Raw genomic sequence first — 19,647 nt, 5'->3', positions numbered from 1 at the left:
CGGAGGAGACATCGTGATGATTTCGCGTCGAGGAACGCTCCGTCTGGCAGCCCTTGGAACGGCCGCAGCGCTGGTCTCAGATCCCTCCTTCGCCAAGAACAGGGTTCGCATCGGTGTGCTGAAATTCGGCACCGTGAGCTGGGCGCTTGACACGCTGAAGCACCACAGATTCGACATAGCCAACGGCATCGATCTGGAGGTCCTCGATTTCGCCGGCGAGGATGCAACCAACGTCGCCTTGCTGGCCGGCGCGATCGACATGATCGTCTCCGACTGGCTGTGGGTCTCGCGCCAGCGCTCCGAAGGCGTCGACCTCACACTGGTCCCCTATTCGACCGCTGTCGGGGCGATCATGGTGAAGCAGGGAGCGCCGATCCGCACGATCACCGATCTCAAGGGAAAAAAGCTCGGCGTCGCCGGCGGACCTCTCGATAAAAGCTGGCTGCTGATCCAGGCGCTGGCCAGACGCGATCACGGCCTCGACCTGCCGGCAACCAGCGACGTCGTCTTTGGCGCGCCGCCGCTGATTTCGGAAAAGGCGATGCAGGGCGAGCTCGATGCGGTGCTCAATTTCTGGCATTTTTGCGCCCGACTCGAGGCCAACGGCTTTCGTCGGCTGATCGGCGCCGATGCTGCGGCGAAAGCGCTCGGGGCCTCGGGCGCCGTGTCGGCGCTCGGCTATGTCTTTCATGACAAATGGGCGAACGAACATCCGGACGCTATCAGGGGCTTCGTCAAGGCTTCGGCGCAGTCCAAGGACTTGCTGGCCAGATCCGACGACGAGTGGCTGCGCCTTGCGCCTGTCATCCGCGCGCAAGGCGAGGAACTGGCAAAACTGCGTGACCGCTATCGCGAGGGCATTCCCAGACGCCCCGTCGCCGAGGATGCGGCCGACGCGGGAAAACTCTATCGCGTGCTGGCCGAGATCGGCGGCGAAAAGCTGGTCGGCCGCGCGCCGGAGATGGCGCCCGGCACGTTCTGGCAGGTACCCCGCAATGAGCGTACCTGACACCGGCGATCGCCCGCCTGGGGCTGCGGCCGGCATGTCCAGCCAATCCGGCCTTGCAGCGGCGCTGACACCGGTGCTGACGGTGGCGGCCTCGCTGCTCGGGCTTGGCCTGCTGTGGGGTGTTGCGGCACATGCCTGGCCGAGCCGTGCCTTTCCAGGGCCGGGACAGGTCTGGCAGGTGCTGCTTGCAGAGGCGGCGAACGGCGATCTTTTCTACCATCTCGGCGCGACCCTCGGCCGGCTTGCCGCGGCCTATGTCGTCGCGATGGTTGTTGGCTCGGTCATCGGCGTCCTCCTCGGCAGCCACCGCAGCGCAGACCGGTTCTTCGCTCCCTGGGTGGTTCTGTTCCTCAACATTCCCGCGCTGGTCGTCATCGTGCTCGCCTACATCTGGTTCGGCCTCAACGAAGCGGCGGCGATTGGCGCGGTTGCCGTCAACAAGCTTCCGAATGTCGTGGTGACGATGCGCGAGGGCGCCAGGGCGCTTGATCCGAGTTACGCCGAAATGGCCGCCGTCTACCGCTTTGGTCTTCTCGACCGCATTCGCCATGTCCTGCTGCCGCAACTGCAGCCCTATCTTGCCGCCGCCTCACGATCCGGCATCGCTCTGATCTGAAGATCGTCCTGGTGGTCGAACTGCTCGGCCGCTCCAACGGCGTCGGCTTCCAGATCTATCTTTATTTCCAGCTCTTCGACGTCGCCGCCATCCTTGCCTACACCCTGGCTTTCGTGGCGGTGATGCTTGTCATCGAACTCCTTCTGGTGCAGCCCGTTGAACGACATGCAACCCGTTGGCGCCGCCGTCCCGCTTAGGGTCGACATCGCCGAAAAGACCTTCAGGTCCGCGCAAGGCGTCTCGATCACGGCGCTCCAGGACCTTTCCTTCGAGGTCCGGCAAGGCGAATTCGCCTGCTTGCTGGGGCCGTCCGGCTGCGGCAAGACCACGACGCTGCGCATCCTGCTTGGGTTGGACAAGGACTTTTCCGGCTCGTTCCAGCTGCCTGAGGGCGGCTCCGGCCGGATCGCCGCCGTGTTCCAGGAGCCGGTCTTGCTGCCGTGGCGGACGGTGGAGCAGAATGTCAGGCTGGCGCTGCCGAAAAGCCTGAGGACGAAGAATCTCGACGGGCTGTTCGACACGCTCGGCCTCGCCGGCATGCGCTCGCTCTACCCGGCGGAGCTTTCGCTCGGCCTTGCGCGCAGGGCAGCGCTTGCCAGGGCCTTCGCCACCGAACCGGCGGTGCTGTTCCTGGACGAACCCTTTGCCTCACTCGACGAACGGACCGCCGAACGGCTTCGGCACCTGCTTTTGACCGTGTGGTCGGCGCGGCCCACGACCGCCCTGATGGTAACCCACAATCTGCGCGAGGCCTTGATGCTGTCGGACCGCATCATCGTGCTCGCGCAGCGGCCGGCCCATGTGCTCGGCATGTTCGACGTAAAGCTGCCGCGGCAATATCGCAATCCACAGGTGATGAGCGACCTCTTGCGGTCGTTCCATCGAAAATTCCCAGGCGTGGCCTGATCGCCTTACGGTTCGGAAATGCATATGGGAGGAAGCCATGCCGATCGACAGGATACGACGCAAGCTTGTGAACGGCTTCGCCTGCACCGCGGTCAGCGCCGCGATGCTGCCCTGTTGCCTCGGGCGGGCCGCTCTCGCCGCAGCCTACGGCCCTGAATTCAAGCTTAGGAAAGTCGCCGACGGCGTCTTCGCGTTCCAGGGCGTCGATGAATTGATGAGCGCCGCCAACCAGGGCGCGATCTCCAACCTCGGCGTCGTCGTCGGCACCGACGCCGTCGCCGTCATCGACAGCGGCGGCAGCCTGATCGAGGCGAACGCCCTCATCGCCGCGATAGGCAAAGTAAGCGCCAGGCCGGTCCGCTACCTGATCAACACCCACATGCACCCCGACCATGTCTTCGGCAACGCGGCGTTCCGGCAAATCGGCGCCACCATCGTCGGCCACCACAATCTGCCGCGCGCTCTCGAGGCGCGCGGCGCCTTCTACCTGCATAGCTTTCGCGAACAGATCGGCGACGCGCTGATCGAAGGGATCGAGATTATACCGCCGACGATGCTGGTCGACGATCGCCTGCAGCTCGACCTTGGCGGACGCGTGCTCGAATTGCAGGCATGGAAGGCGGCTCACACCGACAACGACCTGACCGTCTTCGACAGCGCGACCCGCACGCTGTTTGCCGGCGATCTGGTTTTCATCGGTTCCTTGCCGACGCTGGACGGATCGCTGCTCGGCTGGCTTCGCCAGATGGATGCGCTCGCCGCGATCGGCGCAGTGCGCGCCGTGCCGGGTCATGGCCCGGTGCCGGCCGACTGGCCGGCGGCGCTGATGGCAGAGCGGCGCTATTTCGAAATTCTGGCGCGCGATATTCGCAAGGCGATTGCCGACGGGATACCGCTCCGCGACGCCGTCAAGACTGCCGGCGCAAGCGAACGGGACAATTGGCATCTGTTCGACGACTACAACGAGCGCAATGCAACGGCCGCCTTTGCCGAACTCGAATGGGAATAGGTCACAGCGACAGGCGCTGTGGATCGATTTGCCAACGCATCGTCAAGGGTCTATCCTCGACTTCGGCCTGGGCACCACCTCTTTGACATTGGTGGAGGCATCGAAATGCAGAACCACGCTTACCGGAGCCGGCAGCTCGGCTTGCCGCTCGCAGTCGTCTTTGCCGCGATTGTCCTGACCGTCGGCACGCTGTTTGGCGCCTCCGGCGCCGCCAACGCCCAGCAGACAACCGCGTCTTCGAACAGGATCTGGCAGGCTCTGAAAGGCGACGTGTTCGGCGATCGGGCAATTCTGGTCGATAGCGGCGTCGTCAGGATCGAGGCGCCGAAGCGGGCTCAGGATGCCGCCATCGTGCCCGTCGACATCTATATCGACCCGGCCAGGGCGCCCGCCGGCATCAAATCCGTCACCTTGATCATCGACGTCAACCCGGCGCCGGTGGCGGCGACGTTCGAGATCGGCAAGGACGCCGGCGTGACGCATCTGTCGACGCGCGTGCGCGTCGACGACTATTCCTATCTGCGTGCCATAGCAGAGACGCAGGGCGGCGAGCTTCACATGGCCCAGACCTTCGTCAAGGCGTCAGGCGGATGCTCCGCCCCGGCGGTCAAGAACCAGGACGAGGCGATGGCGACGATGGGGCAGATGAAGCTGCGCCAATTCCCGCCGCAAGAGACGATGACAAAGGCGCAGGAATTGCAGCTGATGATCCGCCACCCGAACAATTCGGGCCTGCAGCGCAATCCGCTGACCCAGTATTTCATCCCCGCGCATTTCGTTCAGAAACTGTCGGTCTCGCAGGCCGACCGGCTGATCCTGTCGATGGAAGGGGGGATATCTATTTCGGAAGATCCCAATTTCCGGTTCGATTTCACCGCGCACGGCACTGGCCAAATCCAGGTCGAAGCAATCGATACGGATGGCAAGGTGTTTCGCAATCAATGGCCGCTGGAGGTTACGGGGCTTTGAAGCCTCGAAACCACATGCAAAGCGTCGCATGAATCCACTCAAACGCGACGCGCTTTAAAAGCAGCGCACGTCGGCCTCCGCCTGCGCGCGCTTCAGTTCCGTGCTTGCGGCTTTTGCCGGCGCGTTTTCGCGGAACAGTCCCGAACGCTCCCCTGTCGTCAGGGACATGCTCTTGAAAGTCTCGGCCCTTTCATAATCCTCGAGCGGAAGGATCGAGGCGATGACGTCGATCGAGCAGGAACAACTCTCCAGCGCCTGACGTGTCTGGCCATTCGTCTGCATGCAGCCGAGCACATAGTCGACAACCGTCACCGTCGGATAATCTGATGCGGCGCCGGCCGGATTGGCGAAGGCCAGGCCCGAAATGAGCAACAGCGGCAAGCTCGAAAAGCCGACAAATCTGATCATGGAGAACCTCCGATTGGCCCGGAACGTGACAGGCCGAGCCCGCTGGCCGAGCCCGCTGGATCGAGACGGATCACCGCACCAGTTGGCCTCGCGAAACCACGCCAGTCAAGTTCTCGTGCAGGCCATATAGTACCAAAGGACAGGGCCGTCCCGGCCGGCAAAAGGCCTCCCCGACAGCACGAACATCGGCTCCGAATCCTGGTGCTGAGCTTGATTTCAGGTCTCCTCCACTATCGGCAACCGAAGCGACGTGCGCATACTTAAAATCATACGCTCCAACGAATATTCGATAATAAAAATCAATACATTTTGCGCAAAAAATACGCAAAATTTAACCACTTATATAAATCTCGCTTCATCCACAGTCGATCAATAGCTTTCAGTCCGGGTTTTTTCACATCTATTTCTCTATATTGCAGTGCAACATAGATGGAAGTGATTTTTCTTGCCTTCCGTCTGGGGATGACATAGCTTCATCCTGTTTCCGGCTTCAAGGGCGTCACCGTCATTAGGGAGCGGCGACAGTCTTTCGTAGGCCAGGTGGGATGGGCAGTAACGGTGCCCTCTGCTCATTCGGCTTAGGTCGTGACACGCTGCCGGAAATACTTCCCCCACATGAATCGCTTGGGCAAGCCCTGGTGGGCTCAACGGACGATTCGTCATTGTGCACCCTGGGAGGACTTTGATGCGTGTATTAGCGAGAACTGCCTACCTACTAACGACCGCGGCGCTCATGTCGTTCGGCGCGGTCCACATGACGTCGGCCAATGAAGAGCTGATGAAAATGTCCTCTGACCCCAAGAACTGGGCGATGCCAACGGGTGACTACGCCAACACCCGTTATTCGAAACTGAACCAGATCAACAAGGACAATGTGAAGAATCTGCAGGTCAAGTGGACGATGTCCACTGGCGTGCTGCGCGGCCATGAAGGCGGCCCGCTGGTGATCGGCGACGTGATGTATATCCACACGCCGTTCCCGAATATCGTCTACGCTCTCGACCTCAATAACGAGGGCAAGATCCTCTGGAAGTACGAGCCCAAGCAGGATCCGAACGTCATTGCGATCATGTGCTGCGATACGGTCAATCGTGGCGTCGCCTATGGTGACGGCAAGATCATCCTCAACCAGGCCGACACGACTGTTGTGGCGCTCGATGCCAAGACCGGCAAGGTCGTCTGGTCGGTCAAGAACGGCGAGACCGACGGCAGCAAGGGCGAATCCGGCACAGCCGCGCCTATGGTCGTCAAGGACAAGGTCATCATCGGCGTTTCAGGTGCTGAATTCGGTGTCCGCGGCTGGACCGCGGCGTATAACCTCAAGGATGGCTCGCTTGCCTGGAAGGCTTATTCCACCGGTCCGGATGCAGAGACGCTCATCGATCCGGAAAAGACCACGCATCTCGGCAAACCCGTCGGGCCGGATTCCGGCATCAACACCTGGGAGGGCGAGCAGTGGAAAACAGGTGGTGGCACGACCTGGGGATGGTTCGCTTATGATCCCAAGCTGAACCTGGTTTACTATGGCACCGGCAATCCCTCGACCTGGAACCCGGTCCAGCGCCCGGGGGACAATCGCTGGTCGATGACGCTCATGGCGCGCGATGCCGACACAGGCGTGGCCAAATGGCTCTACCAGATGACCCCGCATGACGAGTGGGATTATGATGGCGTCAACGAGAACATTCTCGTCGACGGCATGGAGGTCAACGGCGCCAAGCATGACGTGCTGGTGCATTTCGACCGCAACGGCTTTGCCTACACCATGGATCGCGCCAGCGGCGAGCTTCTGGTCGCCAAGAAATACGATCCCACGGTGAACTGGGCGACCGAGGTCAACATGGACCCCAAGAGCGACCAGTATGGCCGCCCGCAGGTCGTGGCCAAATATTCGACCCAGCAGAACGGCGAAGACACCAACACGACGGGCGTCTGCCCGGCCGCGCTTGGCACCAAGGACCAGCAGCCGGCGACCTATTCGCCGAAGACCGGTCTGTTCTACGTGCCGACAAACCATGTCTGCATGGACTATGAGCCCTACAAGGTGAGCTACACCGCCGGCCAGCCCTATGTCGGCGCCACGGTGGCGATGTACCCGACCCCCAACAGCCATGGTGGCATGGGCAACTTCATCGCCTGGGACGCTGCCAAGGGCGAGATCGTCTGGTCCAAGCCCGAGCAGTTCTCGGTCTGGTCCGGCGCGCTTGCAACCGAAGGCGATGTGGTCTTCTACGGCACGCTGGAAGGCTACATCAAGGCCGTCGATACCGAAGGCAAGGAACTCTACAAGTTCAAGACGCCGTCGGGCATCATCGGCAACGTCAACACGTTCGAACATCGCGGCAAGCAGTATATAGCCGTCCTGTCGGGTGTCGGCGGCTGGGCTGGCATCGGCCTCGCAGGTGGCCTTTTGGGAGCCGAAGGCGCCGCGGCCTGGCAAGCGGCAGTGGCGGGTGAAAAAGCTCCGACCGAGGAAGAAAAGTCCATCTCCACGGCTGGTCTTGGTGCGGTCGGCGGCTATGCCGCTCTTGCCGACTACACGACGCTGGGCGGTCAGCTCACCGTCTTCGGCCTCCCGGATTGATCTTCCGGGACATCGCACGACCCTAGCGATGCAAAGGCCCATGGCCTGAGAAATGGCCTGAGAAACGAGAGCCCGGATCACCGGCGAATGCCGCCGGGCTCTCGATTTCGCCGCGCTCCAAAACATCGATCAATGCCGCTTCACGACAGCAAGACCGTGTGCAGGCGAAATGAAGGAAGTCTGAATGTCCGTTCGCATTGTAATTTCCGCTCTCGCTCTGGCTCTGCTGCCTTTGGCAAGTTCAAGCCTCGCACAAGCCCAGGACAGCGCGGAAAAAGCCAAGGCAGTGACGGAAGAAAACGGCAAGCATTTGGACGCGGACGGAAATCCGACCTACAAGATCGAAAACGGAACCGTCGATTGGTACACGTTCAGCGGTTACCGCCGCTATCACTCCGACTGCCATGTCTGCCACGGGCCCGATGGCGTCGGCTCGAGCTACGCGCCGGCCCTGGCGGAGACCATGAAGAACATGGACTATGGAACCTTCCTGTCGATCGTCGCCGAGGGTCGCAAAAATGTCGGCGGCGGCAAGGAAAACGTCATGCCGGCCTTCGGCGACAACAAGAACGTCTACTGCTACATGGACGACCTCTATGTCTATCTGCGCGCACGCGCCATCGGCGCTGCTCCGCGTGGCCGCCCGCCCAAGAAGGCGGAGAAGCCGCAGGCAGCCAAGGACCATGAAGCGTCCTGCATGGGAGGATGAGATGAGTTGGTACCGCGATAGACTGCGCCTCTTCCTGTTCGCTGCCACGGCTGCCGCGTTCGTCCCCGCCCATGCGCTGGCGCAAGATGCGGGACTCGGCGCCGCCGGAGAACTGGTCGACCCGGAAGTGCTGCGCGTCTGCGCCGATCCCTCGAACATGCCGTTCACCGACCAAAGTGGCGAAGGTTTTGAAAACAGGCTGGCCGAACTGGTTGCCGAAAAGACCGGCCGGAAATCAGTTGCCTATACCTGGTTTCCCATGATCACCGGTTTCGTGCGCAACACGCTGACAGCCAACCGCTGCGACGTCATCATGGGATACGCGCAGGGCGACGAACTGGTCCAGAATACCAACGCCTATTACCGGTCGGCTTATGTGCTGGTTTACAGGGAGGGCGGCGGTCTCGGCGGCGTCGAAACCATAGGGGATCCCAAGCTTGCGGACAAGAAAATCGGAATTGTCGGCGGAACGCCGCCGGCTTCCAACATGGCCGCGGCCAAGCTGATGCGAAGCGCCAAGACCTACCCGTTGATGGTCGACACGCGCATCGCCCCATCGATGGCCGAAATCATGATCAAGGATCTTTTGGCAGGCACGATCGACGCCGCGATCGTGTGGGGGCCGATGGCGGGCTACTACGCCAAGAAATCGGGCGCCGATCTCACCGTCGTTCCGCTGGTGAAGGAAAAAACCGGCGTCCGCATGTCCTACCGTATCACCATGGGCGTGCGTCCATCCGACCAGGAATGGAAGCGGACGCTCAACCGGGTGATCAGGGAAAACCAGGCGGAGATCAACAGGATCCTGCTGGACTACAATGTGCCGCTGATCGACGAACACGATAATCCGATCACGCAATGACGAGAAACGTATGAAGGGTATGAAGGGAAAGGAGACGATTTTGCTGGTCGCCGCGGGCCTTCTGGGTCTAACCGAACCGATGTGGGCTGGCGATATCGCCGGGCCCGGCGGCTACCGGATGGACGAATATCGGGCGCCGGTGCCACAGACGTTGCAGGGCGCGAAGGTCGTGACGACGGCGGAGGCGGAGGAGCTGTGGCGGGAGAAGAAGGCCGTCTTCTTCGACGTCATGCCGAACACGCCCAAGCCGGCCAATTTGCCGGCAGGAACGATTTGGAGAGCCACGATCAGAAAGGACATCCCCGGCAGCACCTGGCTGGCCAATGTCGGTTACGGCGCTCTCTCCGAGGAGACCGCCAACTATTTTCGCCAAGGCCTCGCGGCCGCAGCCGGTCCCGACAAGTCGCGTGCCATTCTGTTCTATTGCATGACGAATTGCTGGATGTCGTGGAATGCTGCGAAACGGGCCATCGAATGGGGCTACAGTTCGGTGATCTGGTATCCGCCCGGCGCCGATGGATGGGAACGTGCCAACCTTCCACTGGAGGAAAGGAAGCCTTATGTGATTAGCAATTGAGCATGAGCATTGATATTTTCTTGTTTTTCGACTTTTCAGGACCTGCCGTTTCATTTGTCCATTTTGAGAGCTGATGGACGAGCCATTGCAATGGTGCCCAGCAATGGTTGACTGAGAAAAGGATCGGCCCCTTCGGGCTGGTAGAAGAGGAGATATGCCATGAAGAAGAGCTGGACAAAACCGACCATGTGCCAGGTTGCTGCGGGCTTCGAGATTTCGCGGTATCTGCCTGCTGAAATTACTCCCAAGAAGTAGGCCGCAGAGGTGCGTGTCCCCGGCAACGGGGACACGCACTGCCATTTCGCGCGAGCTCTTGGTGAAATGCTTTGACGCGTTCAATGCGGGCGCGAAGCCATTCGCGGTCGAAAATTTGCTGTTGGTTGAACAGGCCGCTGTTGGTTGAACAAGCCGTTGGGCGGGCATTGCAATGCGCTTGAAGATCATCGGCTCGGCGGCAGGCGGCGGCTTTCCGCAGTGGAATTGCAACTATCGCCTAAGCCGCGCGGCTCGCACCGGGATGGCTGGCGTGCATTCGCGAACCCAATCAAGCATCGCCGCCTCGGTGGATGGGGCCGGCTGGGTTCTCTTCAACGCCTCGCCCGATATCCGCCAGCAGATTGCGCAAACGCCTGAATTGCAGCCCGCGCACGATGCGCCGCTGCGTTCGACACCTATTCGTGCGGTGGTGCTGACCAATGCCGATGTCGACCATGTCGCCGGCCTGCTTAGCTTGCGTGAGCGGCAGCCCTTCGCCATCTACGCAACGACAAAGGTTCTGGCAACGCTGGAGGCGAATTCGATTTTCAATGTTCTCGATCCGACGCTCGTGCCGCGACGCATCTTGCCGCCGGCGGAAGAACTGGCGATCTGCGATGTAATCGGCAACGACACCGGCGTGATTGTCGAGAGCTTTCCGGTGCCCGGAAAGATAGCGCTCTATCTCGAGGAAAGAGGCCAGCCGGATGCCAATTTCAGCTCCGAGTCCGGAGACACGATCGGCGTCCGTATCGCCGGTACCGGCAGTCGCGGCTCCGTCTTCTATATCCCGGGCTGCGCGCGCATCGATGCGACCCTGCGCACGCTTCTAGCCGATTCCGCCTGCCTCCTGTTCGACGGCACGGTCTACACGGACGACGAGATGATTGCTGCCGGCGTCGGCCAAAAAACCGGGGCGCGCATGGGGCATCTGGCAATGTCGGGAGACGCGGGTTCGATCGCCGGCTTAGCCGATGTAAGGATCGGCCGCCGTGTCTTCGTCCACATCAACAACACCAATCCCGTTCTGGACGAGAGTTCCGCCGAACACGCAGCAGTCAAAGCGGCTGGCTGGGAAGTCGCCCGCGACGGGATGGAGATGGAATTTTGAGTGATTTCCACGACGCGGCTAGGAACGGCCTGTCCTCCAGCGAACTCGAAGCCGTGCTGCGTCGGGTCGGTGCCGAGCGTTATCACAATCGCCATCCTTTCCATCACAGGATGACCAGCGGTGCGCTGTCGAGGACCGAGATGCAGGCCTGGGCCCTGAACCGCTACTGCTACCAGGCCGTCATTCCGCGCAAGGATGCCATGATCCTCGCCCATGCCGAGGACCCGGCGTTTCGTGCCGCCTGGCGCAAACGCATCGAGGACCACGACGGCGAGGACGGCTGGAGCGGCGGTATCGCGCGCTGGCTGCATCTGGCGACCTCGCTCGGCCTCGATGCCGATGCGGTGAAGAGCGAAAGGCTGGCGCTGCCGGTGACACGTTTCGCGGTCGGCGCTTACCTCTCCTTTTGCACGAACCGGACGCTGTTCGAGGCTGTCGCATCGTCGCTGACCGAGATGTTCTCGCCGCTCATTATCGGCGAGCGGGTCCCGGCGATGCTGGCCAAATACGATTACATCACCGAGGATACGCTGGCCTATTTCACCCGGCGGCCCGAACAGGCCTCGCGCGACGCCGACTTCGCCCTCGCCTACGTGCTCAGCCATGCCGACACGGCGGAGCGCCAGCAGCAGGCGATCGATGCGCTGGTGTTCAAATGCGATATACTCTGGGCCATGCTCGACGCGCTTCAACACGCTTATGCCGAGCCGGGAAACATCCCGCCCGGCGCCTTCCGTCCGGAGACAGCCCGATGATGGCGCTGCGCGAAAGAGCTTTGGTGTCGTCACGATCGGTGCCTTCGCTGCCGAAGCACGTGCGCATACAGTACGATCCCGTGCGGCAGGCCTTCGCCGTGCTTTCGCCGGAAAAAGTGTTTTGGCCGAACGACATCAGCCTCGACATATTGCGCCGCTGCGATGGACGGTCCACGGTCGGCCACATCATTGCCGACCTTGCCGCGGATTATGACGCCGAACAGGAGGCCGTGGCGGCCGACGTCGTCGCCTTCCTGCAGGAATGGTCGGACAAGCTGCTGGTGAAGCTATGAGCGAGCCCCTTCTCCCTCCGATCGGCATGCTTGCGGAACTGACGCATCGCTGCCCGCTGCAATGCCCTTATTGCTCCAATCCGCTCGAATTGCTGAAGGCCAATCGCGAACTCGATACACAGACCTGGCTCGACCTGTTCTCGCAGGCCGCCGATCTCGGCGTTCTCCAGGTGCATCTGTCGGGCGGCGAACCGACGCTGCGCCGCGACCTCGAGCAATTGATCGCCGGGCTTTCGGCGCGCGGCGTCTACACCAACCTGATCACCGCCGGCGTCGGCATCGCCGAAGGCCGCATTGAGGCGTTTGCCGAAGCCGGGCTCGACCATCTGCAACTGAGCTTCCAAGGCGCACGTCCGGCGACCACCGACCGCATCGGCAACCACAAAGGCGGCCACGAAAAGAAGCTGGAGACGGCACGCCGCGCTCGCGCGGCCGGCCTGCCGCTTACCATCAACGCGCCGATCCATCGCCACAACATCGAGGAGGTGCCGGAATTCATCAACCTGGCGCTTTCGCTGGGCGCGGAGCGGCTCGAGATCGCCAACGTGCAGTACGCCGGCTGGGCGCTGACCAATCGCGATCAACTGATGCCAGAGCGTGCTGCGGTCGACCGGCAGGCGGAGATCGTCGCGGCGGCGCGCGAACGGCTCACCGGCATCATGAACATCGATTTCGTCCCACCGGATTATTTCGCTATCTATCCCAAGCCGTGCATGGGCGGCTGGGCGCGCGACGCGTTCATGGTGACGCCGGACGGCACCGTGCTGCCATGCCATGCCGCACAGACCATCCCGTCGCTCAGTTTTGAGCGTTTCGGACCGCGCAGCTTGGCCGAGATCTGGACGGATTCGCCGGCATTCAACGCCTTTCGCGGCACCGACTGGATGCAGCAGCCCTGCCGCAGCTGCGAGCGGCGTGAGATCGACTGGGGCGGCTGCCGATGCCAGGCGATGGCGATCGCCGGCGATGCCGCCGCGACGGACCCGGCTTGCGCGAAATCGCCGATCCATGCGCGCATGGCAATGCTGATCGACGAAGCCCAGCGTGCTGCGGCAGTTCCTTCGAACGACGAACAATTCGTCTACCGGCGGATCGGCGTCGTGACCGAGCCCGCCTGACGCGCGCTCTTCTATTCCACCGTCTCGCGCTCGCGCACCGCGTCGGCGAAAGCCAGTGCATCGCGATTGACCGCGACGTTGTGCACGCGAAAGATCGAAGCGCCCTTCAGCCGCAAGATGACGCTGGTCGCCGCTGTGCCGACGTCTCGCCCCTCGTCGCTTCCGCCGACCAGGTGACGGGCAAGACGCTTGCGTGACGTGCCGACCAGCAATGGAAAACCGAGAGCGCGCAATTCACCGAAGCGAGCCATAAGCTCAAGGTTTTCCTCTCCGTCCTTGGCGAAGGCGAAGCCCGGGTCCAGCACGATCCGGTCCTCCGGGATGCCGGCGTCGCGCGCGATCTCCAGCGAACTGTTCAGAAACAGGAACTGGTCGGCGATCACATCCGCCAGTTTTTCGCGGCCGCGCCCGGTGTGCATTATGACGAGGCCGGCCCCGGTTTCCGCCGCGACATGCGCGATGTCGGGTTCGCGCTGCAGGCCATGCACGTCGTTGACGATATGTGCGCCCGCCGCGACCGCCAGCCGCGCCGTCTCGGCCCGATAGGTGTCGACCGAAACCAGGCTGCCGCCGTGGGATGACAGCGCCTCGATCAGCGGCAGGATGCGCGCTTGTTCCTCGCGCGCCGAAACGGCGCCGGCGCCGGGCCGGGTGGACTCGCCGCCGACGTCGATGATCGCCGCGCCATCGCCGATCATCCGCCGCGCCTGTTGCAGCGCCCGCTCCGGCCGAGCGAATTCTCCCCCGTCGGAAAAACTGTCCGGCGTGACGTTCAAAATCCCCATCAGCAACGATTGCGCGCCAATGTCGAGATGCCGTCCATGAGCAAGCTGCCAGCGCGTCATGCATCAACCTTCCGTCATATCAGAAGCCATTCGCGACACGATTGTCACTCACACGGGTCCGGTTTCCCCATCTACCTATGCTCCCGAAACTACAAGGAGCGTAGCAATGACCAAGGAAAGCTTTATCTACACGACCTATGTTGTCTCGACACCGGGAAAGGTGTTCGAGGCGATAACCAAACCGGACCTCGCACGGCGCTACTGGGGCCACGAGAACGTCTCCGACTGGAAGCCCGGTTCGAGCTGGGAGCATGTCCGCGCCAATGATGAACGGAGCGTCGAGCTCGTCGGCAAGGTCGTCGAGGTGTCGCCGCCGACCCGTCTCGTCATCACCTGGGCAAACGCTTCGCAGGCGTCTGATCCGGCGAGCTACAGCCGGGTGACCTTCGAGCTCGAGGAATATGAGGCCATGGTCCGGCTGACCGTCAGCCATGACGAACTCGAAGCCGGCAGCGGGATGGCGAACGGCATCAAGCGCGGTTGGCCGATCGTCCTCTCCAGCCTGAAATCCTTCCTCGAAACGGGTCAGGCGATCGATGTCTTCGCCAGGCCGCGCGCGTCCGAACTGGCGGCCTGAACCCGGGAAGTAGGAGCGAGCAGATGAGTACTCTCTACACCGGCGGATGCGCGTGCGGCGCGGTCCGCTACGAGGCAAAGGCAGCCCCGATCTTCGAAAACCACTGCCAATGCCGCGATTGCCAGAAAAGAAGCGGCACCGGCCACCAATCTTATCTGACGTTTGCGGCGCGGGCAGACGTGAAGATCACCGGCACGGCGACGGACTGGCGCGTTGCGGGTGACAGCGGCAACGATAACATCCATTCGTTCTGCCCGGTCTGCGGAACGCCGGTCTACCTGACCTTCGCCGCCATGCCGGAGCCGATCGCGGTTTATGCCGGAAGTCTCGACGATCCGAGCCGGTTCAATCCGACCGTTGTGACCTACGGCAGCCGCGCCCTCCCCTGGGACAAGATGGATACCGCGCTGAAGACGTTCGAAAAGATGCCGCCAGGCCCGGCGTCATAGCGGACGCGCACTATCTTCATGAGGCGGATCTGCGCCCACCGCGGGCGCGGATCGAAGGCACGGCAGGCAGAAAGGAAATAGCGCACCTGTCACCGTAATTCGCGGTTGTGCCCATGACACTCACCGCTCAGCGATTGCCGTACTCGTCATGGCGGCGCCACCATGCCTGGGGGAACTCGAGCCCGTTCTCGTTCCTTCCCCACGGAGCCAGGTCGAGGAAACGGTAGACCCCCATAAGCGCCTCGGTGCCACGGGCGTAGGTGGAGTAGGTGTGGTAGACGGCACCGTCCTGGAGCGCGAAGACGCTCATTCCCTCCTTCTGCGGCTCGGCCCTGTCGACATGCTGATAGTTGTAGTCGGCGCCGTCTCTCTGCTGCTCTTCGGTGAAGGCGGCGCCGAAGTCGTATTTGAAATCGCTCGCGAGCGACGAAACCCACGGGAAACGCCAACCCATTTGCTGCTTGTAATCCTGGAGCTCCTGCAACGGGGCGATCGATTCGCAAACGAGGGTAATGTCGCGGCCGTTCAAGTGGGGGATGACGCAGTCGAAGTGATCGGCGATCAAGGAGCATCCGGTGCATCCTCGGCGCTCATCGGTGAGCCGGTATCCGTAGCCGAACATGAAATGATAGACGAAGAGTTGCGAGCGCCCTTGGAAGAGGTCGGCGAGCGAGGCGCTTCCCTCCTCGGTCTCCAATAGATACTCCTTATCGATCCGAACCCACGGCAGCTCCTGTCGCTGTCGCGCCAGCTCGTCGCTCTGCCGCATGAGCCGTTTCTCCGCCTCGAGCAGTGCGAGCCGCGCTCCCAGCCATTCTTCGTGTGTTCCGGTCTTGTGTTTCGTCATCGCTCCTGTCTCCTTACCCGGGGGGTTTCCTTTCCGTTCCTCGAAGCAACTTGTTGCGTCAGGAGATAAACTTAACGCCGGAGGCGAAACAAGGTAGCCAGATGTGGGGCGGGTTTCCGATGGACTCCCTGATCACGGATGCCAATGATGTCACTTTGGCCTTCGAAGACTACAAGCTGGAAATGGATAGCGCTCCCGCTCGAACACCTCTGCTCGATGCGTTGCGGACCGCAGGCTGAAAAAGAAGGACGGAGTCACAAGGCGAGGGTGCTGATGTTCCCTCGCGGCGGGCATTTCCTGCTTGAGACGCACGCCGAACCGGCGCCCTCCCTCTTGATGGAGTTCATCAAGCGAACACAGGGGGAGCGGCGACGGCACCTACAACGGCCAGCCCATGTCGACCCGAAGATCCTGCAGCCCGCCATGTCCGCTGATAACCGAGCAGCTGTCGACAACAAAACCTCGACTTTCTCACGCGCCTGTGGGCCGTGTGGAACCTGCGCCAAACTCGTGAGTTCCAGATAACGCCCAATCCGTCCGGCGCTTTGGCTGATCTTCGACCTCGAGCTCAGCCAGCCTGGCATGGCATCGCCGCTCTTGCGAGTTGACGCTGGCCATCCAGCGTCCCGAGACGCCGACAATGAAACGCCGAAGATGAACGAGAAAGAAGCAGCGGAAATTGAGCGCAACGAGATGTCGCGAACCCTGATTGTCATTGGTTTGATTATAGTCGCCACAGGCCTATTGTGGCCCTGGTTGTCTCGAATCGGTCTGGGCAGACTGCCTGGCGACATCGTGATCGAACGTGAGAACTTTACGTTTTATGCTCCGATCGGCACCGGAATATTGATCAGCATCGTTCTCTCTTTTGTTCTGTGGCTACTCAACCGGTAACGAGTCCGGCGAGCCTGCGTCTCCGGAGGGAACGGACGACGCGGGGAGCAACCCGATCTGGCAGCAATAGCGATTGCGCCTTATCTCGGCGAAGGCGGTTTTTCCGCTGCTCGGCAAGAGAAACTCTTGAATAGGACACGGCTTTCACCAATTCGATTTTGCTGGGCGAGTCACCCGGCGGTACAGACGGCGGGACCTATACAGCCCTTCGTCTACTTCGGAGGATGCGGCTGTGAGCGCGAGATTCTGTACGAGATACGTGTGTTGTCAGGGAGGCCTGAAATGCGCCGGGATTATCGCGACTGGGATGCTGTGATGCTTTGGTCGGGTATCGGATTCATTCTGATCCTATGGTCCACGTCGATTCTCAAGGCCCTAACCGAGTGATTCAGAAAGGGCGGGTCCTTGGCCGGCTCCTATGTTGAATTCGTATTGGCAGAAGCAGCCGCACTTCGCATTCGTGACCTATGGTATCCGGGCCCTCCCTTGGGACAAGATTGATACCGCGCTGAAGACGTTCGAGAAGATGCCGCCAGGCTAACCGGCCCGGCGGCAGGGCGGACGCGCACTATCTTCAGGAGGCGGATCTGCGCCCACGACGGCATTACGGATCGAAGGCACGGCAGGCAGAAAGGAAAATAGTGCACTGTCACCGCAGTTCGCGGTTGTGCCCATGACACTCAGCGATTGCCGAACTCGTCAATGGCGGCGCCACCATGCCTGGGGGAATTCGAGCCCGTTCTCGTTCCTTCCCCACGGAGCAAGGTCGCATCTGACCGGCTGCGTATGATCTGCGACCACGAAGCCGCTGATATCGCCAGCGTTCGGAATGTCCAGCACGAGGCTGAAGCAAGGTTTGAGCGGCTGCCGATGTGCTGGGCGAGATCCAGTCGTCAGGCTAGTGCGGGTGAAAGTTGCAAGCCGTCGTTGTGTGTCGGAACCTAGCCAGCAGGCAACCGCTCATCTCTGGATCGAAGTGCGCCTCGCCGAATGCAGCGTCCAGGCGTGCCACCGTGGCGGCGATGCGCCAATCTTCCATGACCGTGATGGACGCATGTCAGGGAGGAGGCGGCCCGGTCCTGTTCGCGCTATAGATGCAGCGGTTGGCGATTGAGCAGCATGGAATCGCCGAATTCATGCGTGCGGTATCGGTACGCGGTGAGGGTTGCGGAGGCCTTGGCGAGCAGAGCATCGTCGGCAAAGGCACGCAGGAGCTCGAAATGGCTTTCGCAGGGCTGGTGGACGCCTGTGAGAATAGCATCAACCACGTGAAGCCGCGTGTCCCGCGCGATGCGCCCTGTCGCAATGCCATTTCCGGCACGCACATTCCCGTCGGGACTGGCGGCCGCCTCAAGCGCGCGCACTACACTCGTGCCGATCGCGATGATGCGGCCGCCGCGGAGCTTCGCCCGCGCAACCTGCGCCGCGGTGCGCTCGGGGATGCGGTACGGCTCGTCGAAAGGGAGTCGCGAATCGAGCGCGGGATCGCCGGTGGAGGAAACGCCCGCGGCATGCGTGACTGTTGCGAAGCCGACGTCGCGCCGACGCCAGGCTTGGAGCGTGCGCCAGTCGAGCGCAAAGCCTGCCGACGGCGCCTCGAACGCGACCGGCCCGGCGGCAATCTTCGTCCAGACATCCCACAGTGCCAGCGGTTCGGGAACATGCGCGTATTGGATCGGCCGGCCGTGCCGCGCCAGGCCTGCAAGCACCACTGTGCGGTTGCCTGGGAAGCGCAGCTCGAGAAGGCGAGGATGGTCGAGGAGGCGCTCTACGACGGCTTCCAGCGGGCTAAGCCGGAGGCGGTCACCTGGTGACAGCGGCGGCGGAGGCAGCCGGTCTTCCGTGCGCGTGCGGTGATCGCCCGCGCCGAAGGCAATAGCCACGAAGCGGGTTGGATCGGGAAGTGACAGCCAACCTGCCAGGCGAATCTCGATCGCCTCTTCGCTGGGAACATGCGTGCCGTGCAAGCTGGCAGGCAAGGTCGCGGCGTCGTTGGCGACGACCAGATCGCCGGGATCGAATAGCATCGCGAGTTCAGCGCGCGGCAGGTCGCGCATCGCGCCGTCTGCCTTGACGACGAACAGCCTGGCGGAGCGCCGATCGGGACGGTCGGCGGCAATCATTCGCGTGTCCCGGCGAGAGTCGTTGTGCTGACCGGCAACGCGTCGAGCATCCTTTCGATGATCTCGGCAGCAGCCACTTCGGGGTGCTTCAATGTCGACGGATCGGCGTCAGGAAGCGCCAGCGCGTGCAGCGGGGTGTCCATATCGCCGGGATCGAACGCGAGGAGCCGGATTCCGTCGGCTTTCGCCTCCTCGTCCCAAATCGCCGTGAGATGGGCAAGAGCAGCCTTGCTCGCGCCATACGCGCCCCAGCCGGGATAGGCGTTCACCGCCGCGTCGCTGGAGATGTTGATCACCAGCGCGCCACGGCCCTCGCGTGCGGACGCGGCAAGCGCACCGAACAGGGCTTTCGTCAGCCGGAACGCGCCGACGAGATTGACCGCGAGCGCTTTTTCCAACTCCTCGCACTCGGTATCGGCAAGAAGCGCCAGAGGAACAGGTCCAAGGCTCGACGCATTGTTGATCAGGACGTCGAGCCCGCCGAGGCTGGCGGTGACCTGCAACGCGATCGGGTAGATGTCTTCCTTCTTGCCGACGTCGCCGACAATCCCGTGCGCGCCGGTCTCGTCGGCGATGAGTTCGACGTCCGCGGTGGTGCGGGCGACGAAGGCGACGGACGCACCCTGCTCGGCAAGCTGCCGCACAAGCGCCAGTCCGAGGCCGGACGTGCCGCCCGTGACCGCCGCGCGAAGTCCCTGAAGCTCGATATTCGTCTGCATTGCCGGTGCTCC

At 62.1% G+C, this 19,647-nt stretch carries 21 protein-coding genes and 1 pseudogene; 17 read left to right on the top strand and 5 right to left on the bottom strand.

The genetic code is table 11. The features are described 5' to 3' along the window. Positions 1-13 precede the first annotated feature (13 nt). The 5 genes and pseudogenes from ACWTU7_RS04415 to ACWTU7_RS04395 all read left to right on the top strand — a co-directional run bounded on the left by ACWTU7_RS04415 (position 14) and on the right by ACWTU7_RS04395 (position 4,509). A complete protein-coding gene (locus ACWTU7_RS04415; protein ID WP_455837759.1) occupies positions 14-1,009 on the top strand; it encodes an ABC transporter substrate-binding protein in 996 nt (331 codons plus the stop codon). 34 nt (positions 1,010-1,043) lie between these two features. Continuing rightward, a pseudogene (locus tag ACWTU7_RS04410) lies at positions 1,044-1,822 on the top strand (ABC transporter permease). Beyond that, the gene (locus ACWTU7_RS04405; RefSeq protein WP_455837992.1) at positions 1,791-2,531 is read left to right on the top strand and encodes an ABC transporter ATP-binding protein; all 741 of its coding nucleotides are present in this window, start codon (positions 1,791-1,793) and stop codon (positions 2,529-2,531) included. Before ACWTU7_RS04410 ends, ACWTU7_RS04405 begins: the two are co-directional and overlap by 32 nt. 37 nt (positions 2,532-2,568) lie before the next feature. Next, on the top strand, positions 2,569-3,540 hold the full coding sequence (locus ACWTU7_RS04400; RefSeq protein ID WP_455837760.1) for a quinoprotein relay system zinc metallohydrolase 2: 972 nt from the start codon (positions 2,569-2,571) through the stop codon (positions 3,538-3,540). Positions 3,541-3,645: 105 nt separating this feature from the next. Further along, a complete protein-coding gene (locus tag ACWTU7_RS04395; protein WP_455837761.1) occupies positions 3,646-4,509 on the top strand; it encodes a quinoprotein dehydrogenase-associated SoxYZ-like carrier in 864 nt (287 codons plus the stop codon). 54 nt (positions 4,510-4,563) lie between these two features. On the opposite strand, the gene ACWTU7_RS04390 is transcribed toward ACWTU7_RS04395, so the two are convergent. Next, the gene (locus ACWTU7_RS04390) at positions 4,564-4,917 is read right to left on the bottom strand and encodes a hypothetical protein (RefSeq protein ID WP_455837762.1); all 354 of its coding nucleotides are present in this window, start codon (positions 4,915-4,917) and stop codon (positions 4,564-4,566) included. Positions 4,918-5,602: 685 nt separating this feature from the next. On the opposite strand from ACWTU7_RS04390, the gene ACWTU7_RS04385 reads away from it, so the two are divergent. The 9 genes from ACWTU7_RS04385 to pqqE all read left to right on the top strand — a co-directional run bounded on the left by ACWTU7_RS04385 (position 5,603) and on the right by pqqE (position 13,181). Then, positions 5,603-7,501 (top strand): methanol/ethanol family PQQ-dependent dehydrogenase, encoded by a 1,899-nt coding sequence (locus tag ACWTU7_RS04385; protein WP_095518901.1) that lies wholly within the window; start codon positions 5,603-5,605, stop codon positions 7,499-7,501. A gap of 184 nt (positions 7,502-7,685) precedes the next feature. Then, a complete protein-coding gene (locus tag ACWTU7_RS04380) occupies positions 7,686-8,210 on the top strand; it encodes a c-type cytochrome, methanol metabolism-related (RefSeq protein ID WP_095518902.1) in 525 nt (174 codons plus the stop codon). A 1-nt stretch (position 8,211) separates the two neighbouring features. Further along, a complete protein-coding gene (locus tag ACWTU7_RS04375; RefSeq protein WP_455837763.1) occupies positions 8,212-9,072 on the top strand; it encodes a substrate-binding domain-containing protein in 861 nt (286 codons plus the stop codon). 19 nt (positions 9,073-9,091) lie between these two features. Further along, positions 9,092-9,649, top strand: a complete 558-nt coding sequence (locus tag ACWTU7_RS04370) for a PQQ-dependent catabolism-associated CXXCW motif protein (RefSeq protein WP_455837993.1) — start codon at positions 9,092-9,094, stop codon at positions 9,647-9,649. A 159-nt stretch (positions 9,650-9,808) separates the two neighbouring features. Beyond that, the gene (locus tag ACWTU7_RS04365; protein ID WP_101918690.1) at positions 9,809-9,904 is read left to right on the top strand and encodes a pyrroloquinoline quinone precursor peptide PqqA; all 96 of its coding nucleotides are present in this window, start codon (positions 9,809-9,811) and stop codon (positions 9,902-9,904) included. A gap of 172 nt (positions 9,905-10,076) precedes the next feature. Then, complete coding sequence (gene pqqB / locus ACWTU7_RS04360; protein WP_455837764.1) at positions 10,077-11,015, top strand: pyrroloquinoline quinone biosynthesis protein PqqB; 939 nt, start codon at positions 10,077-10,079, stop codon at positions 11,013-11,015. Then, positions 11,012-11,770, top strand: a complete 759-nt coding sequence (gene pqqC / locus ACWTU7_RS04355) for a pyrroloquinoline-quinone synthase PqqC (RefSeq protein ID WP_455837765.1) — start codon at positions 11,012-11,014, stop codon at positions 11,768-11,770. The genes pqqB and pqqC overlap by 4 nt, the downstream gene beginning before the upstream one ends. Further along, positions 11,767-12,063 (top strand): pyrroloquinoline quinone biosynthesis peptide chaperone PqqD, encoded by a 297-nt coding sequence (pqqD, locus tag ACWTU7_RS04350; RefSeq protein WP_127208872.1) that lies wholly within the window; start codon positions 11,767-11,769, stop codon positions 12,061-12,063. Before pqqC ends, pqqD begins: the two co-directional genes overlap by 4 nt. Continuing rightward, entirely contained in the window at positions 12,060-13,181 is a 1,122-nt protein-coding gene (pqqE, locus tag ACWTU7_RS04345; protein ID WP_455837766.1) for a pyrroloquinoline quinone biosynthesis protein PqqE, read from the top strand. Before pqqD ends, pqqE begins: the two co-directional genes overlap by 4 nt. A gap of 11 nt (positions 13,182-13,192) precedes the next feature. Here pqqE and folP read toward each other — a convergent pair whose 3' ends face one another. Next, complete coding sequence (gene folP, locus ACWTU7_RS04340) at positions 13,193-14,026, bottom strand: dihydropteroate synthase (RefSeq protein ID WP_455837767.1); 834 nt, start codon at positions 14,024-14,026, stop codon at positions 13,193-13,195. 106 nt (positions 14,027-14,132) lie between these two features. Between folP and ACWTU7_RS04335 the strand changes: the two genes are divergently transcribed. Together ACWTU7_RS04335 and ACWTU7_RS04330 are read left to right on the top strand one after the other, a co-directional pair. Continuing rightward, positions 14,133-14,603: an SRPBCC family protein gene (locus tag ACWTU7_RS04335; protein ID WP_455837768.1), complete on the top strand. Its 471-nt coding sequence runs from the start codon at positions 14,133-14,135 to the stop codon at positions 14,601-14,603. A gap of 23 nt (positions 14,604-14,626) precedes the next feature. Continuing rightward, the gene (locus tag ACWTU7_RS04330) at positions 14,627-15,052 is read left to right on the top strand and encodes a GFA family protein (protein ID WP_455837769.1); all 426 of its coding nucleotides are present in this window, start codon (positions 14,627-14,629) and stop codon (positions 15,050-15,052) included. 127 nt (positions 15,053-15,179) lie between these two features. Here the strand turns inward: ACWTU7_RS04330 and ACWTU7_RS04325 are convergent, their stop codons facing one another. Then, positions 15,180-15,899, bottom strand: coding sequence for a DUF899 domain-containing protein (locus tag ACWTU7_RS04325; protein WP_455837770.1), 720 nt, complete (start codon positions 15,897-15,899; stop codon positions 15,180-15,182). Between the two features lie 654 nt (positions 15,900-16,553). On the opposite strand from ACWTU7_RS04325, the gene ACWTU7_RS04320 reads away from it, so the two are divergent. Beyond that, positions 16,554-16,793: a DUF2905 domain-containing protein gene (locus ACWTU7_RS04320; protein WP_342586922.1), complete on the top strand. Its 240-nt coding sequence runs from the start codon at positions 16,554-16,556 to the stop codon at positions 16,791-16,793. Positions 16,794-17,881: 1,088 nt separating this feature from the next. On the opposite strand, the gene ACWTU7_RS04315 is transcribed toward ACWTU7_RS04320, so the two are convergent. Together ACWTU7_RS04315 and ACWTU7_RS04310 are read right to left on the bottom strand one after the other, a co-directional pair. Beyond that, positions 17,882-18,916: an S-adenosylmethionine:tRNA ribosyltransferase-isomerase gene (locus tag ACWTU7_RS04315; protein WP_455837771.1), complete on the bottom strand. Its 1,035-nt coding sequence runs from the start codon at positions 18,914-18,916 to the stop codon at positions 17,882-17,884. After that, entirely contained in the window at positions 18,913-19,635 is a 723-nt protein-coding gene (locus tag ACWTU7_RS04310; RefSeq protein ID WP_455837772.1) for an SDR family NAD(P)-dependent oxidoreductase, read from the bottom strand. The genes ACWTU7_RS04315 and ACWTU7_RS04310 overlap by 4 nt, the downstream gene beginning before the upstream one ends. Positions 19,636-19,647 lie beyond the last annotated feature (12 nt).

It is taken from the genome of Mesorhizobium sp. BHscii, from assembly GCF_053848065.1.
Note: the sequence above shows the minus strand (reverse complement) of the source record. Positions and strands in the feature narration are given on the sequence as shown.